Annotated in this window: 17 protein-coding genes; 3 read left to right on the top strand and 14 right to left on the bottom strand. The window is 46.8% G+C overall.

The window, feature by feature from the left end:
* Positions 1 to 47: 47 nt before the first annotated feature.
* From SPIBUDDY_RS03435 to mreB (SPIBUDDY_RS03460), 6 genes are all read right to left on the bottom strand, one after another.
* On the bottom strand, positions 48 to 8,744 hold the full coding sequence (locus SPIBUDDY_RS03435) for a glycoside hydrolase family 94 protein (RefSeq protein WP_013606366.1): 8,697 nt from the start codon (positions 8,742 to 8,744) through the stop codon (positions 48 to 50).
* A 288-nt stretch (positions 8,745 to 9,032) separates the two neighbouring features.
* The gene (locus SPIBUDDY_RS03440) at positions 9,033 to 10,721 is read right to left on the bottom strand and encodes a carbon starvation CstA family protein (RefSeq protein WP_013606367.1); all 1,689 of its coding nucleotides are present in this window, start codon (positions 10,719 to 10,721) and stop codon (positions 9,033 to 9,035) included.
* A gap of 232 nt (positions 10,722 to 10,953) precedes the next feature.
* The gene (locus SPIBUDDY_RS03445) at positions 10,954 to 12,408 is read right to left on the bottom strand and encodes an EAL domain-containing protein (RefSeq protein WP_013606368.1); all 1,455 of its coding nucleotides are present in this window, start codon (positions 12,406 to 12,408) and stop codon (positions 10,954 to 10,956) included.
* 78 nt (positions 12,409 to 12,486) lie between these two features.
* Entirely contained in the window at positions 12,487 to 13,536 is a 1,050-nt protein-coding gene (mreB, locus tag SPIBUDDY_RS03450) for a rod shape-determining protein (RefSeq protein WP_013606369.1), read from the bottom strand.
* Positions 13,537 to 13,548: 12 nt separating this feature from the next.
* Positions 13,549 to 14,577, bottom strand: a complete 1,029-nt coding sequence (locus SPIBUDDY_RS03455; RefSeq protein ID WP_013606370.1) for a rod shape-determining protein — start codon at positions 14,575 to 14,577, stop codon at positions 13,549 to 13,551.
* A 13-nt stretch (positions 14,578 to 14,590) separates the two neighbouring features.
* Positions 14,591 to 15,616: a rod shape-determining protein gene (gene mreB, locus SPIBUDDY_RS03460; protein ID WP_013606371.1), complete on the bottom strand. Its 1,026-nt coding sequence runs from the start codon at positions 15,614 to 15,616 to the stop codon at positions 14,591 to 14,593.
* A 643-nt stretch (positions 15,617 to 16,259) separates the two neighbouring features.
* Here mreB (SPIBUDDY_RS03460) and SPIBUDDY_RS16140 point away from each other — a divergent pair.
* Positions 16,260 to 16,412 carry a hypothetical protein gene (locus SPIBUDDY_RS16140; protein WP_155816045.1) on the top strand — a complete coding sequence of 51 codons (153 nt, stop codon included), beginning with the start codon at positions 16,260 to 16,262 and terminating at the stop codon, positions 16,410 to 16,412.
* Positions 16,413 to 16,755: 343 nt separating this feature from the next.
* Here SPIBUDDY_RS16140 and SPIBUDDY_RS15620 read toward each other — a convergent pair whose 3' ends face one another.
* The gene (locus SPIBUDDY_RS15620) at positions 16,756 to 18,690 is read right to left on the bottom strand and encodes an ice-binding family protein (RefSeq protein ID WP_013606372.1); all 1,935 of its coding nucleotides are present in this window, start codon (positions 18,688 to 18,690) and stop codon (positions 16,756 to 16,758) included.
* A gap of 746 nt (positions 18,691 to 19,436) precedes the next feature.
* Between SPIBUDDY_RS15620 and SPIBUDDY_RS03475 the strand changes: the two genes are divergently transcribed.
* Positions 19,437 to 20,138, top strand: coding sequence for an SGNH/GDSL hydrolase family protein (locus SPIBUDDY_RS03475; protein WP_013606373.1), 702 nt, complete (start codon positions 19,437 to 19,439; stop codon positions 20,136 to 20,138).
* Between the two features lie 108 nt (positions 20,139 to 20,246).
* Here SPIBUDDY_RS03475 and vapC read toward each other — a convergent pair whose 3' ends face one another.
* From vapC to radC, 3 genes are all read right to left on the bottom strand, one after another.
* Positions 20,247 to 20,639 (bottom strand): type II toxin-antitoxin system VapC family toxin, encoded by a 393-nt coding sequence (vapC, locus tag SPIBUDDY_RS03480; RefSeq protein WP_013606374.1) that lies wholly within the window; start codon positions 20,637 to 20,639, stop codon positions 20,247 to 20,249.
* Positions 20,636 to 20,830, bottom strand: a complete 195-nt coding sequence (locus tag SPIBUDDY_RS03485) for a type II toxin-antitoxin system VapB family antitoxin (RefSeq protein ID WP_013606375.1) — start codon at positions 20,828 to 20,830, stop codon at positions 20,636 to 20,638. Before SPIBUDDY_RS03485 ends, vapC begins: the two co-directional genes overlap by 4 nt.
* Before the next feature lie 129 nt (positions 20,831 to 20,959).
* Positions 20,960 to 21,643, bottom strand: coding sequence for a RadC family protein (gene radC, locus SPIBUDDY_RS03490; protein WP_013606376.1), 684 nt, complete (start codon positions 21,641 to 21,643; stop codon positions 20,960 to 20,962).
* A gap of 69 nt (positions 21,644 to 21,712) precedes the next feature.
* Here radC and SPIBUDDY_RS03495 point away from each other — a divergent pair, with 69 nt between their 5' ends.
* Entirely contained in the window at positions 21,713 to 22,156 is a 444-nt protein-coding gene (locus SPIBUDDY_RS03495; RefSeq protein ID WP_041381050.1) for a helix-turn-helix domain-containing protein, read from the top strand.
* Here the strand turns inward: SPIBUDDY_RS03495 and SPIBUDDY_RS03500 are convergent.
* The 4 genes from SPIBUDDY_RS03500 to SPIBUDDY_RS03515 are packed head-to-tail and all read right to left on the bottom strand — an operon-like array spanning position 22,143 to position 25,961.
* Positions 22,143 to 22,949, bottom strand: coding sequence for a sugar phosphate isomerase/epimerase family protein (locus SPIBUDDY_RS03500; protein ID WP_013606378.1), 807 nt, complete (start codon positions 22,947 to 22,949; stop codon positions 22,143 to 22,145). The two genes, SPIBUDDY_RS03495 and SPIBUDDY_RS03500, sit on opposite strands and share 14 nt — an antisense overlap.
* Positions 22,949 to 24,289, bottom strand: a complete 1,341-nt coding sequence (locus tag SPIBUDDY_RS03505; RefSeq protein WP_013606379.1) for an ABC transporter substrate-binding protein — start codon at positions 24,287 to 24,289, stop codon at positions 22,949 to 22,951. The genes SPIBUDDY_RS03500 and SPIBUDDY_RS03505 overlap by 1 nt, the downstream gene beginning before the upstream one ends.
* A gap of 2 nt (positions 24,290 to 24,291) precedes the next feature.
* Positions 24,292 to 25,098 (bottom strand): carbohydrate ABC transporter permease, encoded by an 807-nt coding sequence (locus tag SPIBUDDY_RS03510; RefSeq protein WP_013606380.1) that lies wholly within the window; start codon positions 25,096 to 25,098, stop codon positions 24,292 to 24,294.
* A complete protein-coding gene (locus tag SPIBUDDY_RS03515) occupies positions 25,095 to 25,961 on the bottom strand; it encodes a carbohydrate ABC transporter permease (RefSeq protein WP_013606381.1) in 867 nt (288 codons plus the stop codon). The genes SPIBUDDY_RS03510 and SPIBUDDY_RS03515 overlap by 4 nt, the downstream gene beginning before the upstream one ends.
* Positions 25,962 to 26,036 lie beyond the last annotated feature (75 nt).

Raw genomic sequence — 26,036 nt, forward strand, 5'->3', positions numbered from 1 at the left:
ATCGGCAATCACCAAAGTTTCTGATTCCAGCTGGGTTGAACATGCCTTTATTGCGTTGACGTATCAGTTTCACGAGGAATATGCCATGCAATTGCGTGCTCTTTCTGGTCATCAACAAGTATGATGCCCTCATCCTTTTGCTGCACTCCATCTACCAGTACTTCTTTGTTTGCCCCTGCTGCTGCCTGCACAACCTTGATATGATACATTGTCTTTCCGAATCGATAATGCAGCTTGAAAGCCTTCCATTCTGGTGGGAGTAGAGGTTTTATCTGTAATGTATTACCGGTGAGGGTGAAACCTAGAAGAGATTCCACTATGAGACGGTACATCCAACTTGCAGAACCGGTATACCATGACCACCCGCCGCGCCCGGCATGCGGTGCACAAGAATACACATCAGCCGCTATAACATAGGGATCCGCTTTGTATACATCCATCAAAGCAGCAGTTTTGGAATGTTCTATCGGGTTGATCATCGAGCAGAGTTCCCATGCTCTCTTTGTATCACGCAATTGAGCGAAGGCCATAGCGACCCAAATTGCTCCATGGGTGTACTGTCCGCCATTTTCCCGAACACCAGGGACATACCCTTTGATATAACCGGGTTCCAGGTTGGAAGTATCGAACGGAGGGTCAAGTAACTGTATTACACCATGTTCCTGTTTTACCAAGAATTCATACACTGAATCCATAGCCTTTCGAACACGAATTGTATCTCCTGCTTCCGAAAGAACAGCCCAGCTCTGAGAAAGTGAATCGATTTTACATTCAGTATTATTTGAAGAGCCCAGCAGCTTGCCGTCATCGAACCAGGCACGATAGTACCAGGCGCCATCCCATGCGTTATCATGCAAATGTATCTGCAGTTCATACGCTTTCTTCCGACAGAGAGCGGCAAACTTGTCGTGCTTTCGTTGTGTTGCTATGTCACTGAATTGGAGTAATAAGGAATATTGGAAAAATCCCAGCCATACACTCTCTCCCTTTCCTTCTTTCCCAACCAAGTTCATTCCATCGTTCCAATCTCCAGATCCCATGAGTGGTAAACCATGCACACCTCGGTGGAAACTAAAGCTGATCGCCCTGGTGCAATGGTCGTACAGACTTGCCGTTTCCTTGCTGATTCGTGGCATGCCATAGGAGGACTCTTCGTCCATTTTTAGCTTCGGACCTTCAATGAAGGGGACTATCTCATCGAGGATGCCTGTATCGTCGGTTATCGATAGGTAACGGCAGACAGCAAGGGGGAGCCACAGGTAATCATCGGAACAATGGGTTCGCACACCTCTGCCTTGGGGCGGGTGCCACCAATGTTGTACATCGCCTTCTACGAATTGATGAGCGGCACAAAGCAATATATGGGAGCGTGCAAGGGTAGGGTCGGTATAGATGAGTGCCATAATGTCCTGTAGCTGGTCGCGGAACCCGAAAGCTCCTCCTGACTGGTAGAACCCGCTTCGACCCCACAATCTGGAGGAAATCATCTGGTACACAAGCCACCCATTTGTGAGAATATCGAGTGCACTATCCTGCGTTTCGATTTGAATAACCGATACAGTCTGTTCCCAGAACGTGCGAACCTCATCAAAAGCCAATGTTACCGAGGATATCGACGTATAACGATGTACCAGAGACTTGGCTTCCTCACTATCTTTACCTGCCCCTAACGTGAACACAACAACAATTTCCTTTCCCTTCTCAAGCACGAAAGGTACTTGGATTACAGCACAGGGGTCGTAGCCCGGCCCAAGCGAATTGGAAAGGTTTCTTTTTGTCATGGCTTCAGGATTGGCAAGCGTTCCATTTCGTCCTATGAATTCAGTGCGGTCACCAGTAACGGTATGATTACTTCCCGTGGCATTGAGAAACACCGTAGTACCGGCAAAATCTGTGTTATACCAGTTCTGCGCAAAGATAGCTCCAGTATCCTCTTGGAATTCAGTCACCACGTGCATTGCAGATTTCTCCCTCAGGTTGCCGAGTACCAATTCCACATAGTTGGTTGCTGAAAGTCTACGGGTTCGTTGAGAATCGTTGCGCAGGGTGAGCATGGCGAATTTTACGGATGCCTTTTGTGCGACGAATACAGAAAGATGCGAATGAATCCCGGATTCTGAATATTCGAAGGTGCTGTAACCGAAACCATGTCTGCATGTATAGAGACCGTTGCCTTGACGCGGAGAAGGGGTGGGTGACCAATATTCACCGCTCTCCTCATCACGGATGTAGAAAGCTTCACCGCTGGTGTCACTTACTGGATCGTTATACCAGGGCGTCAAACGAAATTCGTGAGCATTTCCCATCCATGTATATGCTGTTCCGGACTCGGTGATGACCGTACCAAAATCTGGATTTGCAATCACATTGGACCAAGGAGAGGGTGTTTTCTTCCCTTTTCCGGTAATAATGACATATTCCTTACCTGCATTGGCAAATCCCCCGATTCCGTTGGAAAATTGCAATTCCAAATCTGGGGAGGATGTAGGATTCTTGTCGGTTTTCCTTAACCCGTGTACAGGTCTCAACTTGGTAACCGACATTTTTCTCGCACCTTGTTCCATAATCTGGTTTTCCAGAGGACCGCTGCTGTCATCCAATACGATTCGCGAGACTGCTTGTACCAATTGTCGGTCTTCCACTGAAAACTGATCAGAACCCCGGATGAAAATTCCTCCGGGTCGGTCGATTATGGTTTTTCCCCCAGTGGCGGTGACCATCGCGAGAACCTGTTCTTGCAGTTCCTGTCGGTATCCTTCAGTTTCCTCATGCAGGATCATCAAATCCACTTCAAGACCTTTTTGATGCCAATAGGTGTGTGCCTGCACTATTTGCTGCACCATGCTGATATTCTCAAGATTCCTAATCGTAAATAAAACAATAGGCAAATCACCTGACAGGGAGTATCCCCATAAACCCGATTGACCCCGATGGTTTGCGATAAGGGTGGCGGCATCAGAACGAAGGCGAGCATTGCCATAGAGAATGGAACTTGCAATCTGGTCATAAAAAAGGGCTGCTTTTGAGTTGCTGTTGATTTGCTTGAGAGCTACCTGACTATGTGCTTGGGATAATTCGAATACTCGATGAGAAAACCATTTACCTTGATATTTCTCAGCTAGTTGCATGGTTGATTCTCTGGAATTACTTATTCCAGTGATAATATCAATGGTCACAGAGGTCTCTGGCTCAAGCACAATAGACTGTCGAATGGCAACAATAGGGTCCAATACCGAACCCTGTGTTCCCGATAGAGGCCCGAGGGTTTGCATTGCTAGTGGAGAGGCCACGGTATTTCCCCGTCCGATAAACCGCATTCGATCTGTTTCATACGAAGTTGCAAGTACTTTGGCATCGTGTACCTTCATCAGATGAAACAGGGAGGGAGAGCTTTCTTTCTCAGACCGGGGACGACGCGAACAAAGAATAGTCTGCAATTTTTCTACAATTTCTGTTTGAACAAATAAGTTGCTGAAACTTGGGTGTGCCGCGTCGGTTGGGGCATCGGTAAGCACGACTTCTGCATAGCTGGTCACATCGATGGTTCGTTTGGCTGAACAACGATTGGTTATGGTCAGCCTACGCAATTCAATGGGATCTTCAGGAGAAACTGCAATTTCCGTATAGGTATCGAAATCGTTGTCCCGCCGACGAAACTCCGCCCGTCCCTCAGAGAAGACCACCTCATATTTTTCAGGAACTTTCAGTGTAGGCTGAAACGTATTCGACCAATACTCTTTCGTGGCCTCGTTTCGGATATAGACAAAGGTGCCCCAATTATCCCGGGTTGTATCTTCATGCCAGCGGGTGAGTGCAAGCTTGTTCCATTTGGAATAGCTGCCTCCTGCAGTAGTTACCATCACATGATAGGTATCGCTGGAGAGCAAATGTACTTCCGGGATCCGTGTCTGATACGTATTGAATGTACGAGCAATTGCTTTTATTTCTTTATGTGGTACTCGCTTTTCAGGCAGAGTCATCTCTTGTGAATATAAAAACGTCGGTCTTGGGCTTTTTTCCTCAAGCAGCAAGGTTGTCGCTTGCATCATGGGAATCGATTCGAATCTCTTTTGCATAGGACCGTCCTGCAAGAGTGACACAAACGAGAGGAAACTCATTCCTTGGTGATGAGCCATGAACGATCGTACAATGGCGTACTTCTGACCAGATGCTACGCGGGATTTTGTGTAATCGATGGCTTCATACATTCCGTAGGCGCCTTCAAATCCGCTTTTGGAGAGCTGGATGAGATTAAGACAAGCCTTTTGGGGCGCAATCAACAGTGAGAGGGCTGTTGCATAGGGTGCTACTACCAAGTCATTCAACACTATTCGTTTCAAACCCAATCCTGGAACGCCAAAGGCCCGGTATTGGTAGTTGAGCGAGACATCGTAGGCATTGTAACCCGACTCGGAAATTCCCCAAGGAATACTTAGCAAGTGTCCATATTCTATTTGTTTACGTACTGCAGCCTCGCATGTCTGGTCAAGAATTGTTCCCTTGTAGGTAGGCATCACCAAGAGAGGCATCAGATACTCAAACATTGAGCCGCTCCATGAGTAGAGCATCGTCTCGCGACCTGATTTGGTGATCAACCGGCCAAGAGAAAACCAGTTTTCCTTCGGAACTTGCTCCTGAGCGATTGCAACAAAACTCGTGAGTCTTGCTTCCGATGCAAGGAGATCATAATGTCCTGAATCCTTCCGACGGCTATCGACTGTATATCCGATTGTGAACAAGTTTCGACGTTTATTGTAAAGAAAGGTAAAATTCATGCATGTCAAATTCTCAATCTGAAGAGCAATCGTATTGATCAATGAGAATCGCTCCTCGGCATGGGTACGGCCTTCAGAGAGCAGTTCGCCTAAGAGAGGGATTCTGATGTTAAGCGTCTCTACCATAGTGCTTTGTAGAGCATAGGATTCCCGTAGGCTCGATACCATACTCAGGTTCTGAAACTCCACTTCATGCTTGAACAGAGAGGCGTGGCTTGCCCAGGGGAACAGATATTCACATTCCCCAAGAAAGTCGTGACATTGCTTTATGAGCATATCTGCCCACCATTGCATTATGGGATCCTTTTCGTCTTCAAGTGACACACGAATCGCTAGGGCAATTGCAACGAGTTTTTCAAGCTCCGACCATACACCGGAAACAGTTTTTAGCGGTGTTCTCATCACCGAAGCAAGTGTATCCTGGAATGAGAGCAACCCCTGCGGCGATGCGTCTCCAAGGACTGCCTGGAGATTCAACGCAGTATCTTCAAGTCCCTTCCATATTCTTGTATCGGAGAATTGCTCATCAGCTAGTGATAGCAAACCGGAATGCAGGGTGAGAAGATGTGCAACGAGGTTGCCGCTATCTACGGTTGAAATGTATCGAGGCGAAAGAGGTTGTAGTGTTATGGTGTCATACCAGTTGTAGAAATGCTTTTTGAATGTTTCAAGCGTTTCTAATGTCTGTAGCGTGAGACTGGTTCGCTCAAGCAATAATCCATCGGTAATGTACCCAAGATCTCTCGCCCCAAGGTTGGCTAGAAGAGCCAGTCCGATGTTTGTCGGTGAAGTCCGATGGGCAATTTTTGCAATCGGTATTTCTTGGAAATTATCGGGAGGAAGCCAATTATCTTTCAAGGTTACGAAGGTTTCAAAAAATGCCCAAGTTTTTCTAGCGAGTCTATGAATGAATTTGTCCTGATTTTCTGTCAATAGTTCCTTGTTCCTTTTAATTGGTTTACTGAATTCCCAGACGATACCAGCAGAAAACGACCAAAGGATAAGCACAGGAGCAGCGACCATCATCGTCGCCGGTGCAAGCATAGTGAGAAGAGAAAAAAGTGCCAAGGAAAATACAGGAGCAATCCACATAGTCAGAATCGAAGAACCCAGCGTCTGGTATCCGTTGTGTGTGTTGGTCTCTGAAGGATTCCACTGCAAGAGATGTCGGTGGGAAATCCACATCCTCCAGCAGGTTTTGGTGATTGCAATAAAGCTGATGTATGCATCATACGGCATACAAACCAAGTCAAAGAAAGATGATATCAGATTTCTAAAGAACGAATGGACTGTCGAGGTTATATGGGCAAGCAGGGGCATATCATACGGCTTTTTACATAATGAGACAGTAGAGATAATCAGCTGAGGGACCCATAGCAAACTCAGAATGGAAAGCGTCCATGGCAGTGGATTGGTTAAGGTTGTCCAGCCGATACCAAGAAGAGCGGTAAGGACTATGGAAGTAATGCTTCTTCTGAGGTTGTCCAGGATTTTCCATTTTGACAACGCTGATAGGCTGGTTTTTTCCCGTATGTTCCTGTTGGTCGGAACGTGGGGGAAAAGCCAAGAAAATAATTGCCAATCGCCTCGAATCCATCGCTGGCGACGGTCCATATCAGCACGATAGGTTGTAGGGATATGTTCGAACAATTGAATGTCGCTAACCAAGCCTGCGCGTGCATAACAGCCTTCCAGCAGATCATGGCTGAGGATGCGATTCTCGGGAAATCTATCCTTCAGAATATATTCAAAGGCCTCGACATCATAGATTCCCTTGCCGATGAAGGATCCCTCAGAGAAGAGGTCCTGATATACATCAGAGACAGCACGGGTATACAGATCGAGACCGGGGTCGCTTCCTATAAGTTTTGAATAGCGTGATTGCGATATCCCTGACAGACTTGCATTGATACGAGGTTGCAAGAGTGCGTGACCTGCAATAATACGACTATGCTCCAGGTCATATTGCGGGCAATTGAGTGGATGGGCCATCGTTGCCGCAAGTTCCTTGACTGAGTCCCGGGGCAAGGTGGTATCCGTGTCCAAGGTAATAATATATTTTACCGTTTCAAGCTGGGACAAGTCTCCGACGATGAGATCGAAGGGGTCTTTCTGATTCGAACGAATAAGGGCATGCAAGTCTGCCAATTTACCTCGTTTTCGTTCATATCCAATCCACATTTTCTCTGAGGCATTCCATTTCCTTCCTCGATGGAAAAGGAAAAAAGGCTCCCCCTCAGGGGTTTTGTACAAAGCGTTTAGCTCCTGAATCTTTTGTTGCGCATAGGATGCAAGTTCCCCATCCATTGGTAACGTTTCGTTCTTGGCATCCAAAAAATCAGTCAGTAATGCATACAGTACATTGCTGTCGCGATTTGCCAGGAATCGTACTTCCAAGGCTTCGGTGAGGGACTCTATCGCATGGGTGCTGGCTAGCATCGAGGGGACCACGACCAGAGTACGCGAGGTAACAGGAATGCCCTCTGAATAATCCATCCGGGGCAAAGTACTGCTGGGGATATGCATGGTTACCATCCAGTTAACGAGTTTGCTGGAAAAGCCCCCTGCACCGATATAGGCCAAGAAGCCGGCTGCAATGAGTTTCCAACCCGATAATCCGGCATGCCAACCTATGGCCATAAAGAACAATGCTACAAGGGCAGAAATGAAACCAATGGATCCGATATACAGTACTAATTTTCCTTGAGTCCCAAGTACCCAGGAGAACTTATATGCTTTTGACTTGCTGTGAATAGCTTGTTTTAATAAAGGCAACCCCTTGTCCAATAGGTAATACCCTACATGCAATAAACGTTTGTCATTCTCCTTCTTCCCCTTATGTGCCTGTGCCAGCTTAATGGCAAGGAATGCGATGTTTTGTTCATCCAGTCCGCTCTGTTTGGCAAGCTTTTCTACGGCATGCCGATACGTGTCGCGAGTTTGGAAGTCCATCTTTGCATAGTGTTCGGAAGGGTCCTTGTGCAAAACCTTTTCCACATGGCTTGTGGATTCAACAAAGTTCTTCCAATCATTTGCATCGAGAGAACGAAGACTGCCTATGGTATTGCTTATATTGACTTGGTCGGCTGTTTGTTGCTGGATTTCTGATTGGACAAGCGATTCTATAGTCAATCCCGACTCAGAGAGCTTCTGCTCAATCCAAGTCAGCGGCATCGCAAAAACCGTGCCTTTCCCGTACAGTTTTTGTGATAATTCCGCCACGAAGGAACTGCTTAGCATCGGCTTGGAACGAGCCATGTCTGCAACCAGAATAAAGAGACTATTGGGATCCGATTCAGCCTGGGCTATGATTCTCTCGGCCCAAATAGTTGCTTGTTTTTTTGCATCTATTCCTCTGGATATCCTAATGGCAATTCTTCGCAGGTTTTCTATTAGTGCTAAGCGAAGCATTATGGGCACTGCCCATAATTCACCGAGTGTCAATCTTGTGATCGTTTGATACGCATTGATGAAGCCCGGGAGGGCTTCGGCATCAACATATCCATCGCCATGTGAGATACACTCAATGGCAATAGCATACACGCGGGGGGTGCCTTCATCGGTACTGTTCTGCAACCGTGGGAGCTCTCTGCTGTAATTCAACGGCAGGTCGCGTCTGGTGGTTAGAATGATATTCTCAATCAGGTAGAAATTATCAAGCAACCATTCTCCTGCGGGAACTATTCTTCTGTTTGCATTTACCGTCTCAGTCAATAAGTTCCTAACATCTTCCAATACTGCCTGGTTAATATCCATTCGCTTGAGGAACCCATTTTGTTTATGGGTAGAGGTGCTAAGTATATGTGATTGGGCAAGGATTTTTCCATAATTCTGCATCTGTTCGGGGCTGAATAATTCAGAGTGCAAGGGTTCTTCAGTTTCGTAGCTTTGCCGAAAGAAACGAAGAGTTCGTGTCTTGAATAAGGATAGAGTTCCATTTAATAATTTATACGTTACGTTACTTTTCATCACTCCCTCAACGAACGGTTGAAATACCATCTGAAGTATATACGCTGTCGAGAGTTTTGTTTGTTCGCTGCCGCACAGACTGAGCAATTGCCTTGATCACTTTTCATCTACAAGGCAGCTGATATGAAGAATCTGCTTTTTTCTCGTGTAAAATCCCTACAGATGAAAGAATGCCCCTCTTCTTTGGAAAGGGGCATTCATACAGCACACGTGCTTGTTGTCGATTCGTAGGGATTAAAAAATCATGGAGAAGTTGGTGTTACCCTCTCCACAGATACAATACGGAGATCAAGCTGCAGCCTTTGCCGCATCCTTGCTCTTATCAAAAAACAAGGTATGGATCGACTTGAATGCGATGACCAAACCCAATCCTACCAGCAGGATGGCAAATACGAGTTGCATACCATCGGAAAGTAGCTTGAAATTGCCGCTGCCCAGTCTGGTGAAGCGCACGATGATAATCTGGACCAATGCAGTGAAGGTGACCCCAAGCATGAAGAACATCGGAATCCAGATCATGGAGCCTTTCTTGCTTGTCTTTTTCAGGAAAATGGCGATGGCACAGAGAGCCAAGGCACTTACCAGCTGGTTGGCTGAGCCAAAGAGCGGCCAGATGTTGGCATAGCCATTCACGGAGAGCATGTAGCCAAAGAGCAAAGTAATAATGGTAGCAACATACTTATCGGTCAGTACGCGCTGCAGGAAGCCCATGTGCTCTTCATCGGTACTGCTATCCATGAATAGTTCTTGAAAGGAGAGGCGACCGATTCTCGCCACTGAGTCAAGGCTGGTCAGGGCAAAGGCGCTGATCGCCAAGGTAATGATGGTATTGCTTGCAAGCGTGGGAATGCCTGCCTTGGCCAAGAATCCTGCCACTGCCATGGCAAAAATTTGGGGAGGCGTACCCGCTGGAAGCGCCCCGTTGGAGAATACTGCCCCAGCACAGATGAGGGAGATGACAGCAACCAACGATTCCAACAACATGGCTCCATACGCGATAGGGAGCATGTCTTTCTCATTGCGTATTTGCTTGGAGGCTGTTCCGCTGCTGACCAGACTATGGAATCCAGATACTGCTCCACAGGCTATCGTGACGAAGAGAATGGGGAACATCTGTTGTCCGTTTACTACAAAGCCGGAGAAAGCGGGGAGGTTGATGGTAGGATTTGCCACAAAAATTCCTACTACGGCGGCTGCAATCATGAAGACCAAGAGGAAGCTGTTCAGAAAATCTCTTGGCTGCAGCAGAGCCCATACGGGAACTACGGAGGCTACCATGATGTACGCGAATACGAGATACAACCAGAGGGTTTTGGGGATGTACAGAGGAAAGATCAACCCGAAGACTATGCAGGCTACCAAGCTTAGAATGGCGACTGCACTGGTGACCAGGTTTGTGGGTTTGCGGTACCGGATGAAGTAACCAAGACCAACTGCCACCGCGATGAAGGCGGTACTGGTGGTAGCGGTTGCTCCATTGATTATGTTATGGGAGAGATCGGCGTTGAATCCATTGAACGTTCCGGCAACGATATCTGCGAATGCTGCGATTACAAGAATGGAAAAGAGCCAGACAAAGAGCAGAAAGAGTCGCTTCCCCAGTTTTCCGACATACAGTTCGATGATATAGCCGATGGAGCGGCCCTTGTTGCGTACAGATGCGAAAATGGAGCCGAAATCCTGCACGGCTCCAATGAACACTCCACCCAGGAGTACCCAGAGCAGAACCGGGACCCATCCGAAGATTGCTGCCTGAATCGGGCCGTTGATCGGTCCGGCTCCGGCTATGGAAGCAAATTGGTGTCCGAAGACCACTTGTCTGGAGGTGGGCACATAGTCCACTCCATCTTCCATTTCCATGGCAGGGGTCTTTCGTTTTGCATCTACTCCCCATTTTTTTGCCAGATAGCGGCCATAGACGAGATACGCACCTACAAGTACGACGATGGACAGAACGAGCATGGCTATACCGTTCATTGAATCCTCCTACATGATTCTTATTTTCCGGGAAAAATATGATATTTAGCATGTAAACTTCAGCTTCCATTTGTCAAGCAAAGCAAGGGGAGGATGGAGCAAAAAGTACGATTTTTATCGGCTTACGGCCAATACTCATAGGCTGTTGATGTCTTTGAAGGATAGGATGTCATATACCTGCTCTTTGATTCACAATCTTGGGCATTGCGTAGTTGCAAAAGAGGAGAAACGGTCATCCCAGGCATGTGTCAAGCAGGAGCCCCGTCTGGTACTTACGCATAAACACTTCGAAGGTAGACTCCGGTATCGGCTGGGTAAAATAATTACCTTGCAGATAGGTACATCCAAGTTTTGTTGCTGCTTCAAGGATTTCCTTCTTCTCAATGCCCTTTGCCAGAACCTCGATTCCTTTCCTTGTCGCTGATTCCTTGAGGGAAGCGTACACCTGCTGCAGCTGCAAGGAGTACACGGAAAAATCGAGCTTGATGCTATCGAAATCTGCCCGAGCAAATGCTTGTAGGTCGAATGCATTCTCATTAAACACATCCAGGGAGATCCTGAAGCCAATTTCCCTGAGTTCTTTGATCACAGCCAAGGATTCCGGCTCTGAGAATGCTGAATCCTTGAGATCAAATTCTATCTGTGTAGGGTGCAGCCCATGGTGTTCGGCAAGAAAATGCATACGGCCTGCAAATCCCTTTTTCAGGCTTTCATTGCTGACATTCAAGACTATTTTGAACGTATACGGAATAATACGGGCGAGCATCATTTTCCGGATGATTGCAAAGGTTTTGGTAATGATAGCCATGTCGATGGCTTCAATATGATGCAATTCGCCGGCGATATCCTTGAACACCTTTGCTGAAAGAATTCGAAAGCCGCCAAGTTGCCATCGTGCCAGACTTTCAGAGCCAACAACGCACAAGGTTTCTGAGTCGATAATCGGTTGGAAGAAGGGATTGAATTCCGCTTCCCATCCTTGTGATTGAAATCCTTGGATACACTCATCGATGTCCAGTTTTCTTGCCTGGATTTCTGAATTTGCGACCATCCAGGTTTTATAGCTTCTTTGCGCTTCCTGTTGCGTAACATATGCGAGATCGACCAGCTGCTCGAGAGAGGCCGTACGGTACCGGATTCCGGACGCTGCACATCCGATGAGTATCTCAACTGGTGGTAGGAAAGTTCGCCGTGCATCAAACCTATTTTGCAGTCTCTCTAGTATTGTCTGGCAAACGATAGCCTGATATTCAGCCTTCACTTTCTCGTTGGATAGCATCTCAGACGGAAAATTCCTGAGAACTACAAAGGCCTCATGGGTCATCCTTTGTGTATTGTTTGTACCAAAATAGTCCATGAGTTCCTGGGCACACAGCAAAGAGACTTCCTCAAGCCGTTCCCGGTTTACACAGGACTGGAAGACCCCTCTTGTATGCATTGAAAGGTAGAGGCAAAACAGGGACTCAAGATTGGACTGCTCATGAAGCCTCAACCACTTCGAAAGTGCCTTACTTGTATATCTCCATGGTTCACAGTGGTTGATGTAATGGAATCCCATGTTCACATTGATCAGAAACAGCAGGGAAAAAGCTAGACCGGCACTAATCCAACCCAACGAGAAGCTTATGACAAGCAAAACGAAATTGGCACACCCCAATACAAGAGAATGATGCTGCAAGAATTTCATAGTTTGTTCCTTTATAAAAGCAATAAAAAGCCTTTCTTCCTGTGTGTAGGGAAGAAAGGCTCTTGATTGGTGCAACTGTTAGTCAGTCGGTTTTACAAAATAACTACCGCGATTCTTGAGCAACAACTTGGTTCCATCGACTACCGCCGTCAGTGGTCGTTTGGAGATATGGAAGTCCATACCAATCCGTTCGTGCAGGAATTCATCGATTCCGTCGATCAGGGCACCACCTCCACTGATATAGATTCCGTTGACTATGATATCCGAGGAGAGCTCGGGGGGAGTGTTTTGCAACACCTTCAGCACCATGGTGGAGATTGATTCGAACGGTTTGACCAGGACATCGCGGATTTCAGATTCTGTTATGGTAATTTTCTTAGGGAGTCCAGTGACCACATCCCTTCCGCTTGCCCAAGTTTCTCTTGGATCCTTGATTTCCTTGCGCAGCGAACCTATTTCCATCTTGATTCGTTCCGCCGTTTTCTTTCCAATGAGCAAGCCATGCTTATACTGCAGGTAATTCATGATTTCATTATCGAAATAGTTTCCTGCAATCCTATTTGATTCGGATACCACAATGTCACCCAAGGACAGGACACCGATGTCGGTCGAACCTCCACCGATATCGATGAGCATCGACCCGTTACTGCTGAAAATATCGAGACCTGATCCAATAGCGCCTGCTTTAACTTCCTGTTCAATGAACACTTCCTTGACTCCAAGCTTGTTGCCAAGTGCCATAAAAGAGTCACGTTCCAACTGTGTGACTTCGGAAGGGCAGCACAATAGCAGTGTGGATTCTTTGATATCGATGTTTATGTTCTCAATCTTGTGCAATGAAATCTCGATGAGTTTCTTGGTAGCCTCAATATCGGAAATGACCCCTTGATTCAACGGGCTTATAATCTTAATTCCGTGATGCCCTTTCCCTATCATGTTTGCAGCCATGCTTCCGGAAGCAATCACCTCATTGGTTTCATAATCGAAGGCGATAACTGAAGGCTCGTTGGTAATTATGCCCTCACCTTCAACATAGACAAGGATGTTTGCCGTACCCAAGTCAATACCGATATTTTTTCCCACCGAGCGTTTTTCTTCTTTCTCTTGTTTTCGAATGGATAATGCCATAATGAAAATCTCCTACAGTTGAAGCGGATTGACCAAGTAGTCTCCGCGATTCTTCAATAAATATTTGGTGCCTTCTGCTACACAGGTAAGGGGGTTGTGTACCACTTTTACAGGAACCTGAATCCGCTTTTGCACATATTCCTCTATACCGCGAATCATCGAACATCCTCCGGTGAGCAATATCCCGTTCTTATAGATGTCGGCGGATAATTCCGGCGGGGTATCCTTCAATACTCCCATGATGAGTTTCACGATTTCCTCAAATACCGGTATCAGGACTGATTGTACTTCAGTAGTTGAAAGCATGACCCATTTGGGAATTCCCTTTACCATATCCCTTCCGGCATAGCGGTTCACAACGTTTTTTGCCTCTGCATGCAAGTCGCCCAGTTCGATTTTCATTTTTTCTGAAGTCAATTCACCAATTTCAACACTCTGGGTTTTTTTAACAAATTTGGAAATCTCATCGTCCATGAAACTTCCTGCTTTCCTGATTGTACGGGAGAGTACGATATCACCAAAAGAGATAACGCCGACGTCAGTGGTTCCTCCACCGATATCCACGACCATCACGCCTTTTGACTTAAAAATATCCACACCCGCCCCAAGCGCTCCTGACTTTATCTCCTCTTCAATAAACACATCGGTGATATTCATTTTTGTTGCCAGATCAGTCATTACATCACGCTCGATTTTTGTTACTTCCGAAGGGCAACAGATTACACAGGTTGTTTTGGAGATATCCTTCTCGGTTAGGTTTTCAACCTTCCCAAGAACATAGCTCAAGAGAGCTTTAGCAGCACGCATATCCGAGATAACACCATTTCTCAAGGGTTTCACGACGGAAATCTTTGAGTGGACTTTACCAAGCATTTTGTGAGCGTCTTCCCCGGCAGCTACAATCTTTCCAGATTCTCTGTCAAATGCGATCACCGATGGTTCATCAAATATGATTCCTTTCTTTTCCAGGAACACCAACAAATTGGCAGTTCCAAGATCGATGCCCAAACCCAGTCTATCATTCGCTATTACTGCACTCATTTCCTTACCCATCCTATACTTCACTATAAAAATAACGACTCGTCATTTTGAGCATTTTTTTGCATCCATCTATTACAGCTGTCAAAGGAACCTCGGAGAGATATACAGGAATTTGCGCGATTTCAGAAAAGTATTCCTTGATTCCTGGAATCTGAGAACAGCCGCCGGTCAATAGGATTCCCGAATCAACGAGATCACCTGCCAATTCAGGAGGAGTCTCTTCCAATGTTGCGAGCAATATGGATTTAATCGGGTCGAAGCTTCGCAGAAGCACTTCACGGATTTCCTGTGGGGATAGGGTAATTTGGCGGGGTAGGCCGGAGACTAAGTCCCTGCCCATCGCTTCTGCGTGGATCAGGTTGCAATCCTCATCCATCGGATAGGGGCCTGTCAGCGAAGAAAGGGCAATCTTGATTCGTTCTGCAGTCTGATTGCCGATTTCCAGCTTGTGGGTGGTTTTTACGTAGTCAATGATCTGCCGGTCGAAATAGTCGCCTGCAATCTTGATGGATTTCGAAAGAACCACTTCACCAAGGGAGAGGATGCCGAAATCGGTTGTACCGCCGCCGATGTCGATTACCATGTGGCCTTTTGGTGCAAATATATCAAGACCGGAGCCGAGGGCTCCTGCTTTGATTTCTTCTTCAATTTCCGTGTTTTGAATACCCAGGCTATGTCCGAGTTCCACGATTGCTTCCTTCTCGGTGTTGGTGATTTCCGAGGGAATACAGATGAGGAGCTTGTTGATCGAGTCGAGATTGGAGAGAAAAATCTTATCCAAAGTGTACAGCAGGATTTCTCGTATCAGTTGGATGTCAGAGATTACTCCTCCTTGCAACGGTCTGGCAACTTCAACTTTGCTGTGGGTTTTCCCATCAAGTTTAGCTGCTTCATATCCAACGGATACTACATTGCGCGTCGCTTTGTCGATTGCAATGATCGATGGTTCATTGAATAGCGTACCCTGGCCTTCAACATAGATGAGAAGGTTCGAGGTACCTAAATCAACTCCTACGGATAAATTTGTCTTTTCCTTCATGCTTTCCCTCCAATGGTCCTTACAAAAAAATATCAAAAGCAAAATCGCTTCCGATTAACATTTGGAATCGTATACATATTGTTTGTGTAACCAAAAAGCATACATATGTGTTTGATTTCTGGTCTAGTAGAGCACACCAAAATTGAGATGTCAATAAAATAAATGCAAAATAAATTAATGTAATATAAACAGTTAGTGCATATGTCACATTTAGCAAAAGAGACTAAAACAACAATGTTGTGACAATTGTCAAAGAAATCAGAAATAAAAAAATAGATTATTGTATCTCTCCTAATGGATTAGTATTTTACTCACGATATTTTGGCTGAAGAAATGCTATGACAAGTGGCATAAGTCATAGTGCAATAAGAATTAATACTGGATTAATTTTGTGAACTTAGGTGATGTGATGATTGACCAAATTTATTGATGAATCCGCATATTAATTACCCTTTGTCCTCTTCTCTGAGGTGTCTGCATACAATTTTGGGAGCCAATGTTCTCTATTGCTACCAAAACAAAGCATGTGTTTTCCATCCTTTACAGATGATTCTTACTGATCTCGGCATGCACATGACCACTGCTATCATGTATTTTTAAGGCAGGCGATCTATTGTAAAGGATTCTTTTCGAAGTGGTGCTGATGACTCCCAGCGATGTGACTCTGACTGCGATGGAAGCAGCTGAGAATTCGCAGGATATATATGGACCATTCGATAGTGATTCCAGCTTGATGGATGCGCTGGATGCTTACGCCAGTCTTATCAGCTCATTCCTTTTTTACTTCCAAACATGATACGTGGATGCGTGATGGTCCCCCTCAACTGGATATGCATGCAAGGGTTTCTTTATTCCTTCTTATCTGAGAGTTTCAGCAATGTAGGCAGCAAGTAGAGCATCTTCTTCTGGTCATTTGCATCACCTACTTCTTCAAGAAGCTGTTCTTGGTCTTAGATGGACAATGATTGCTTGTAGTCTTCTGCTAGCATGGTTCGGTTGAATTTGGCTGGTGATTTGATTTTTTGTGGTTGATTCAGAACAAGAAAGAGATGGTGCCAGGAGTAAATTCCTCCCAGCACCATCGGTTGATACACGTTTTCAATACTCTTTATTCAGTATCAACGAGTTAAGTCCTACCTTTAAAGCATAGGTACAAACAACGGATCTACAACTGTATTTCCGATAAGCGTTACATTGGTTTGACCCAATAACTTACCCTCGATCGTAGCACCATCTGTAAGAGCAATTACGCCCTCACCTAAGACAATTCCTTGCATCTTGGAATTAGCCAACAAACTGACAGCTCCTGTAACCTGCCAGAAAATATTTTCAGCCTTTGCTCCATTGAGTAATACAATCTCTACCTCGGCAGCCACATTTAAGGCGCCGGTTATCTGGAAAATCCAAACAGCTGCTTCATCCCCCTCTGCGTCCAAAGTAAGGTTTATTGAGAGGCTTACTGCAGGGATCGATTTATAGAGCCCAGGGTAAAGAGTTGTACCGCCAGCAATAAGTTCAGGTCTAGGATCTGTTAACGCAACTATGGTGTCATACGCGGTTTCCATATCAAGAATAGCCGCAATTAACATATCTGGAGTGGGTGCAATAAAATCTGAAGCATAGATTTTCCCTCCACCCAATACAAGACCGGATGTAGCATATGTTCCGTCCAAGGAAAGAATCTCAGCGAAACCCGTTACAGTGGCACGGGCAGCAGGACTTATTCCTAGATCACCAGTAATCGCCGTTACTCCGGTAGTAGTAATCCCGCTTTTAGCCAGTATTACAAAATCATCCGCTGTTCCCATATCCACCCTGGCTAAGGGTACTATTGGAGCTGTTACTGTGACAGGGAATACAGCCGTTACCACCCCGATGTCAATGGCGTTGGTCGCTGTAGCTCCCTCAACTGTGAAGAAATTCTCTGTAACACCGGTCAGGGTGTATCCAGTTACCGGCACCAATGTAATAGTTGCTATGTACACGGTATCCACTTCGTACGTGCCCTCTGGTGCCAATACGGTGAGATCAGCCTTTGTCCATGTCACACTACTGCTGGTATACTCTATAGTATTCGTTATTGCAGTGACGGGGCTCTCTCCCGTTACCGGTGCAGTCAAGCCAGTGATTGCCTTGGCACTGATCACTTTTTCAGTGATGGTAATCCCTAAGGTGCCCACACTATCTGAACCATCATTGGCCGTTGCATTGACGGTGACTGTCCCCATGCCTGTTGCTGTAAGCAGACCTGTCTCACTGATGGTGGCTGTTCCCGTTCCGGCTACAACTGACCAAACAAAACTCTTGTCGGTTGCATCGATAGGCAGTACTGCTGCATTCATCTGCAAGGTTGAACCATTCGCTACCGTGATTGCATCACCTGCTCCTGTGACTGTAATAGTTGTCACATCAATAGGTGTTGGTACAACAGCGGTCACGGTGATTGCTAATTCTCCCACAATACCTGAACCATCGTTGGCTGTCGCCTTAGCGGTGACTGTGCCAACTGCTGTTCCTGTAAGCAGACCTGCCTCACTGATAGTGGCTGTTCCCATTCCGGCTACAACTGACCAAGTAATACTCTTGTCGGTTGCATCGGCAGGTAGTACAGACGCACTAAGCTGCAAGGTTGAAGCATTTACTACCGTGATTGCATCACTTGCTCCTGTGACTGTAATAGTTGTCACATCAATAGTTGTTGGCATGACAGCGGTCACGGTTACCTCAAGTTCTCCCACTGCTGCAGAGTCATCGTTAGCAGTTGCATTCACACGTACTGTTCCTGCGCCTGTTGCGCTGAGCAGACCAGTCTCGCTGATCGTCGCGGTACCTGTACCTGCAACAACTGACCATGTCACACTCATATCGGTTGCATCGGCAGGTAGTACTGCTGCACTCATTTGTAATGTTGAACCATTGCCTACCGTGATTGCATCACCAGCTCCTGTGACTGTAATACCGGTCACTGCCACTGGCGGGGCTTCGATGTCTGCCTTACATCCCCATATGAATGTGAGTATTGCGATGAGCGCAATGATCGTCACATATTTTGTATACGTATTTCTTTTATTCATGAAATTCCTCCAGATTACTTGTTTGCCTGGGACAGAACATGGCTTTGCAGTTCCATCCTGGCGGCCGTTGGAGTCATCCAGGGATTTCACGTACCTCCTCCCATATTTGGGTTGTGTGAAATTGATCCCTTTTAGGGCTCATCGATGCATCGACTGTTGGATTTGCATCCATACAGCTGATTTTCAGTCCTTTAATAAAAACAGACATCACCAGGACTTCAGCCTCTGGTGTAGTCAAGTGTCACTTGTGTCAGAATCGCAATTTTGCTCCGATTCCCATCAGGCTGGTAGTCTTCAGGTATTCCCTGTCCAGAGTAGAAATGTCTTCGAAGAATTCAGTGACATTCGGAATCATGAGTATGATTCCCGGACACCCTGTACTATTGAGCATATACCCGGAATCAAGTCGGGTCTGTGCGTAATAGCACATAAGGATTGTTTTATGGAAAAAAAACTCGTAAGTGATCCGATGCTCATTGCATAGGATGAAAGGAGGGTTGCCCTCTACCTTATTGGTACATAGTGAAAACTACGAGAAATGCATGCTTTATGTATTTTGATCCCGTGCTCATCACCTGATGTTGAATCACTCTACACGCTATCTGAATTCTGCTTGTGCTAGGCATAGTACGTTTACACCCTCTGTCAGAGAGCGTTCATTCGTACCTATATGGTGCAAATAGGCTATAGTTCCCAGCAATTTAACTCAGTACTATTTGTTTATAGTGCTTGGAGGTACAAATTCCATGAGTAAAGACATGCAAAAAATACGCATTTTCGGAGATTCAATATTGAAAGGTGTGGTATATAGTGAGGAGGAAAATCGCTACGTGCCACTTCAGCCGAATGGATTCGAGCAGCTAGGAATTAGCCTAGGCATTGCATTTCAGAATAGTGCTATGTTTGGTTGCACGATTACAAAAGGTATGCAGTTGCTGCAGAAGGCCATCGGAAAGGGATTGGATTGCACCCGTGTGTTACTCGAATATGGTGGCAATGACTGTGATTTTCTCTGGGATGAAGTCTCAGCACAGCCGAATGGCGAACACCTGCCAAAGACACCCTTGATACCATTCGGCCAGACGCTGAAGGCAATGATAGCTGAACTCAGATCAATAGCCGTAGAGCCGATTCTTATGACACTTCCTCCCATCAATTCAGATAGGTATCTCGATCATATCTGTAGGGGAGGTTTGGATCGGAACCGTATTCTCCATTGGCTGGGTGACTTATATAATATCGAGCGATACCAAGAACTCTACTCGTTACGGATAGCAACAGTGGCTTTGGAGACACAAACACAGCTTATTGATATCCGTAGCGGCTTCTTAGCAAAAAGAAACTGTAATTCTCTTATTTGCATCGATGGCATACATCCTAGTGCAAAAGGTCATGAACTCATTATGGACTTGCTGCGAGAATCCCACTTGGTGCAGGTTCCAGCGTAGGTTGGTAGTATTACTACTAACCAGGATTTCCCCATTGTCTTAAAGAATTGCATGTTCAAAATGGTTTATTGAGCTTTGCCCGAGCAGGTATAGCGACAGAAAACATATTCAGCGTCTTACCCGTAGTCCAAGGATTTTTTCCATTTGTTCATACTCTTTGTCGTTGTGAAGAAGCCCAAACCCGTGCTCAATGCAAAAGGTTGCAATGAGCACATCGATGGTCTTGTGTATGGTAACGCCTTTCTTTCTGAGCAAACGAAAGTTTTGTGCGGCTTTGATGGCCATATCCTTGCCAATGAAGTCATAATACTCAAGAGAATCCATAAGCCTCCTAGCTTGCTGGAATTGCTTGTTGTCCCGGAATCCCTGTAAAAACTCCACAATGATCAAATCACCCGTTACAACACGGTCCTGTTTCAATTCTCTGTCCAGGATATCAGTTTGGGCGGTACGTACCCCATTCACATAGTCAATCCAGACAGAGGTATCTACAACCATCATTTGTTGGTTCTCATTGCATCAAGATCGCCTTCCCATGTGAGCTTACCTCTGAGTTCACGGATCTTTTCTTGTTTTTTCATGGTAATGAGGAGCTTCAAGCCTTCCTCTACCGCTTCTTTTTTAGTTTTATACCCAGAAATCAGTAATGCTTCGCTCATCAACTGGTCATCGATGATTATGTTCGTACGCATTGAAACCTCCAGATAGCCATGTGTATCAATATTCATAATGATACACATGGAAACTGAAAACGTCAAACCTAATAAGAACATAGATCTCGGATAGTTCTCTCATGTTTCTTCGGCTAGGCAACGTAATCACTAAAACAAACTCCCTTCCAGCATGGAAAGGTATCCTTCCTCCCCGAAGATCAAATGGTCCAGGATCTTGATACCCAGAATATCACCAGCTTGCCTGAGTCGGCGGGTCACATCCTTGTCCTCCATGCTTGGCTGGAGGTTGCCGCTGGGGTGGTTGTGGGCAACCACGATTGCAGTTGCTCGTTGTCTTACTGCCTCGGTGAATACTTCTCTCGGATGAACGAGTGTTCTATTGACCAGCCCAACCGAACAAACATTTACTGAAAGTACCTCGTGTGCCCCATTGAGGCAAATGCTCAGAAAGTGCTCCTGCATCCGTGAGGCATAGTGCTGAATAAGCGGGTAGATCTCTGAGGGGGTGGATATTTGTCGACGTTTTGGAGGTAGGCGCCTTCTTCCCAGTTCCAAGGCAGAACCTATGAGCGTTGCCTTGGCGGTACCAAGGCCGGGAATGTTCATCAGCTCATCATTGGACACCACTGCCTTCTTATCGAGCAGTTCCAACAAGTCCTTTGCGATTGCATTCACCGACCGCTCCTTGTTCCCGCTCCCGATGAGAATGGCCAGCAATTCTTGGTCGCTGAGGGCTTCAGCTCCCCGCTCAAGCATTCTCTCTCGTGGTCTATCACAAGCCGCCATTTCCTGGATTCGTTGTTCCGTTGGTTCACTAATTAGGTATTTCATACTCAGCTAAGGCAAAGAGAGTACCGCTTTGCTTGAGTCCTCATGCACAGTTGTGGTACAAATGCATGTATGCAACAAACGTATCGCATCGGAGAACTGGCAAGAAAGTGCAACGTGACCGTTCGAACCATCAGGTACTACGAGTCACTCGGCCTCTTGAAAACCAACCATCGCAGTGATGGTGGGCAGCGTTACTATACCGATGCCGATGTTGTGTACCTGAACCGAATTGCTGAACTCAAGGACCTGGATTTTACCCTCAGTGAAATCAGAACCATCGTTCTGATGGGCAATGAGGACACAACCGGACAGAAGCGAAGAAACGAGCTGCTTCGTCAATATCGCAGCAAGCTCAGTGAAGCCATGGAACGTCAGGCCGCCATCGAAAAGCGTGTTGCAGACCTTAGCTGGCATATCCAGCAACTAGAGACCAACGATGACTTCCAGCAGTGCCCCGGTCTGATGTGCAAGAGTTGCACCTTCAAGGAAAACTGCCGTTTTAGAGAGCTCTAGTAAGCAGGTACTCTCCCACAACCCGAGCTTGCCTCAGGGCTTGGAGCTTCAGCTCCAAGGGAAGGTGTTGGTTGAAGAACATGCACTCATACGTCAAATCGCCGGCATACTTGGTCTCTACCAAAGCCCTAACCACCGCATCCCAATCGATGGTTCCATAGAATGGCAGCAGATGCTCATCTTCCTTTCCCTTGTTGTCGGCAATGTGAGTCGCCACCAAATAGCTTCCCATCACATGGATATCCAGAGCAAGGTCATGGCCACGTAGGTGGGCATGGCCGGTGTCGTAACAAATACCCACAGATGGTGAGTTGAAAGCTTTGACTAGCTCGACAAGCTCTGTGATTTCTGTCATCTCGTCATCGGCATTCAAATTCTCAAAGGCAAGGATGATGTTTTTCTGTTCAGCACTGTGCACATAGCTTTCATACGCCCCCAAGTTTTGCTGTACACCCCCCTTGGTGGGATGTACCACCAACAGGGGAATGCCCAATTGCTGACAAATGTCCAGACAGCGATTGAGCAACTCGTCCAGGATATGTCCATCAGAAGCATAGGGAGCATGAGCTTGGTTGAAGGTGAGGGCATGTTGGCTTTTCAGTTCCTTCAACTTACCAACATAGTGCTTCCAATCACTTCCGGCAAGGCTTCCTTGGGGATTGAGCATCTCGCACAGGTTCAGATCCAATACCTTGAAGCCCTCCTTGGCATAGAGGCCGAGGAGGTGGATCATTTCTGTCTTGCTTCCGTCACGATTGAAGCTGATAAGGTTGGTGCTGGTAGCTATTCTCACTACTTCTGCATCCGTAGGAACTCGGTGAAGTAACTGTTTATTTCTGTCTCTAGAGCCTTGCTGGTCTGTTCGGGGCTCAGGTTCTCTGTCAGCATTTTCAGGATGCCGCTCTGTAGCGCATAATAGATCTGATAGGCGCTGGGAACCCACATGCCCTGAAGCTTAGGATTGCTATCCAAGAGTTGCTTGATGGCAACCCCGTAGTGGGGGTTTGCTTGTAGATGCGCCTCAAACTCAGGCAGCGTGTAGGTATCACGATTAACCGGGAAGTAGCCGGTTGCAATATGCCACACGAGCTGCTGCTTAGCACTGGTGGCAAACTTGACGAATTCCCATGCTGCCCCCTCATTACCCGAACCATTGTTCAAGGCGTATATGGCACCACCGCCGACATTCACGCCCCCGGTTGCCTTCTCATCGACCATGGGGAAGGGAGCAACCGCGAACTCAAATCTATCACCGACCATCGACTGAATGGTGGTAAGGTTGCTGGTCGACGCAACGATCATGGCAACCCTTCCGCTGGCGAAGGCTCCATTGAGGTCGCTGGTCAAGTTCTCCAATGACTCTGTTGCATATAAGGCTCTCCACTTGGTAAGAAAGTTGACCATTGTCCCATTCTCGTGGAACAGAACCTTGGTGGGGTTGCCCGTATGCCCATTCTCATAATCTGTCAAATACGAGAGGCCGTTCTGTTGTCCAAGCCAAACCATCAACTCATAGGTAGTGGGGACATTGGCAAAGCCATAGCGGGTTACCTTTCCCTTGTCGTCTGTTTTCTTGAGCTTGCTTGCAACGAGGGCTAGCTCATCGAGAGTACGGGGAGCTTTGGCAATTCCCGCCTCATCAAAGGCAGTCTTGTTGTAGTAGAGAAGGATGGTGGAGCTATTGAAGGGCATGGCGATCATTTTCTCTTTGTACGTGATCGAGAGCCGGGCAGCTTCCATGATCTGGGCCAGGTCGTAGTTGTCGGCTTTTGCCAAATCTTCCATGGCTATCAGGTTGGCATTGTCCCGGATGTCCAGGACTGCAGCACCATCCAGCTGGACCAAGTCGGGAAGGTCGCTGGTTATGGATGACTGTAGAATCGCCTTTGCCTTGGTAAGCACATCGTTGGCCTTTCCCTGGTACACAGCTTGTACTTGAATATGCTTCTCTTTACCAACGGTGCTGTTGAATTCTTCAACAAGGGCCTCTGCGGCTTTGCCGGCAAGGCCGCTATTTGGATGCCACCAGGTAATGGTGGTTACCGCATCGGTCTGGTTTTCTTCTTGTCCAAGGGCGGACAAGCTCTGGGTAGCCAAAAGAACTAGTAGTGCATAGATGAACAATCGTTTCATGGTTATCTCCCTGCAAAGCGTGTACTCACGCTGGTTTGGATTGGTTTATGCATCGCGACGAAGGCGATGAGAATCGGGGTTATCAACAACGTAATTGCGGCAAACTGCGGACCGTAATCGAGGTTCTCCGAGAAGCCGAGCATGGTAAGGCCGACTTGGACGGTTCTCATACTCTCCTTGTTGGTGACCAGCAAAGGCCAAAGGTAATCGTTGAAAATGGTGCTGAAGCTATGGATTGCCAATGTGATCACCACAGCCTTGCTGATGGGAATCAGGAGGGTGGTCAGAAAGCGGATATCCCCACACCCTTCAAGGATTGCTGCCTCACGATATTCGCTGCTTACCGTCTTGAAGTACTGCCTAAGCATGAATATGTGGGTAGGGGCGAGCAACAGGGTGCTGATAATCCCCAGGTAGGAATCGGTGAGCCTGAGAGCGCGGATGGTTGTGTAGTTGGCAAGCAAGAGGGCATCGGAGGGAAGGAGCATGGTTGCCACTATGAGCACAAACAGAGTATCCCTTCCCTTGAATGTAAAAAAGGAGAACGTATAGGCACTTATAATGCTGATAGCCATGCGTAATGCAGTTCCCAGCGAAGCGGTAAGTAACGAATTTGCCAAGAACCGCTCAAGATTCGATTCCTTGAACGCTCTGGCATAATTTTCCAGCGTCGGCACTGAAGGAAGGAGTCTAGCCGGAATACTGGTGAAGTCGGCATAGCTGAAAAACGAGGCGCTGATAGAGTAGAAAATGGGAAACACGATAACGAGGGAACAGAGCGTGGCGATGAGGGCTGTCAGTTTTTTCATTGGTAGTAGACCCTCCTTCGTTCCAGATGGAGAAGCAGCAACAGTGCCGATAAGGTGAGCAGAAAAACTACTGTTGCTATCGCCGAACCCATGGCATAGTTGCCGCTCTTAAACCCTTCAAGGTACATCTGATAAACCAATGTCTGGGTGGAACGGAAGGGGCCCCCTTCAGTAAGAATGAGGACCGGAGAGGATATAAGCATTGCATCTTTGATGTTGGTCATCAGGACAAATACAAAGGTGGGAGCGATGAGCGGGGCTTGGAGGTACCGAAAGACCTGCAGGCTGTTCGCTCCCTCAATCTTTGCAACTTCATGAAGTTCGGAGGGGACGTTACGCAATGCTGCATGCAGCAAAAGGAAGTTCAGTCCGATATCGAGATATACCCCGGCGATGACAAGCAAGGCCATCGCTGCATGCTTGTCGTTGAACCATTGAATGTCAGAGCCGAACAACTGGTTGATGATGCCGATGGAAGGGTTGAACATCATTTTCAGGATCATCATGGCGCTGGAAAGACCGACGGCCATGGGAAGAAAGAAGAATATCTGATTAAGGGTTGCCAGTTTTCCCTTGCGGTTCGAAAGCAACGCTGCGCCTAAGCAGATGATTAAATTGGTAGGAACAAAGTAGAGGGTGAAACGCAAGGTGTTGGAAAGGCTGGCTTGGAATGATTGGCTCACGAACAGCCGTTGGTAGTTCTCAAAGCCTACAAAACTGAGCCGCTGTCCCTGAAGGGAGACGGTATGCAGACTGTTGAGCAAGGTAAGCAGGAAGGGTCGATATGCAAAAACCACCGCAAGGGCGAGTGCGGGCAGTATGAGGATATAGGGTTTGAGCAACGAGGCGGTTCTTTTCTTCATGGTAGGTTGGTCCCGTGCAGATACTACCGCCATTGTAGACAAAAACGCAAGTCCGATGAGGACCTAATTATAGTA

Origin of the sequence: Sphaerochaeta globosa str. Buddy (assembly GCF_000190435.1) — a bacterium.
GTDB classification, from domain to species: domain Bacteria; phylum Spirochaetota; class Spirochaetia; order Sphaerochaetales; family Sphaerochaetaceae; genus Sphaerochaeta; species Sphaerochaeta globosa.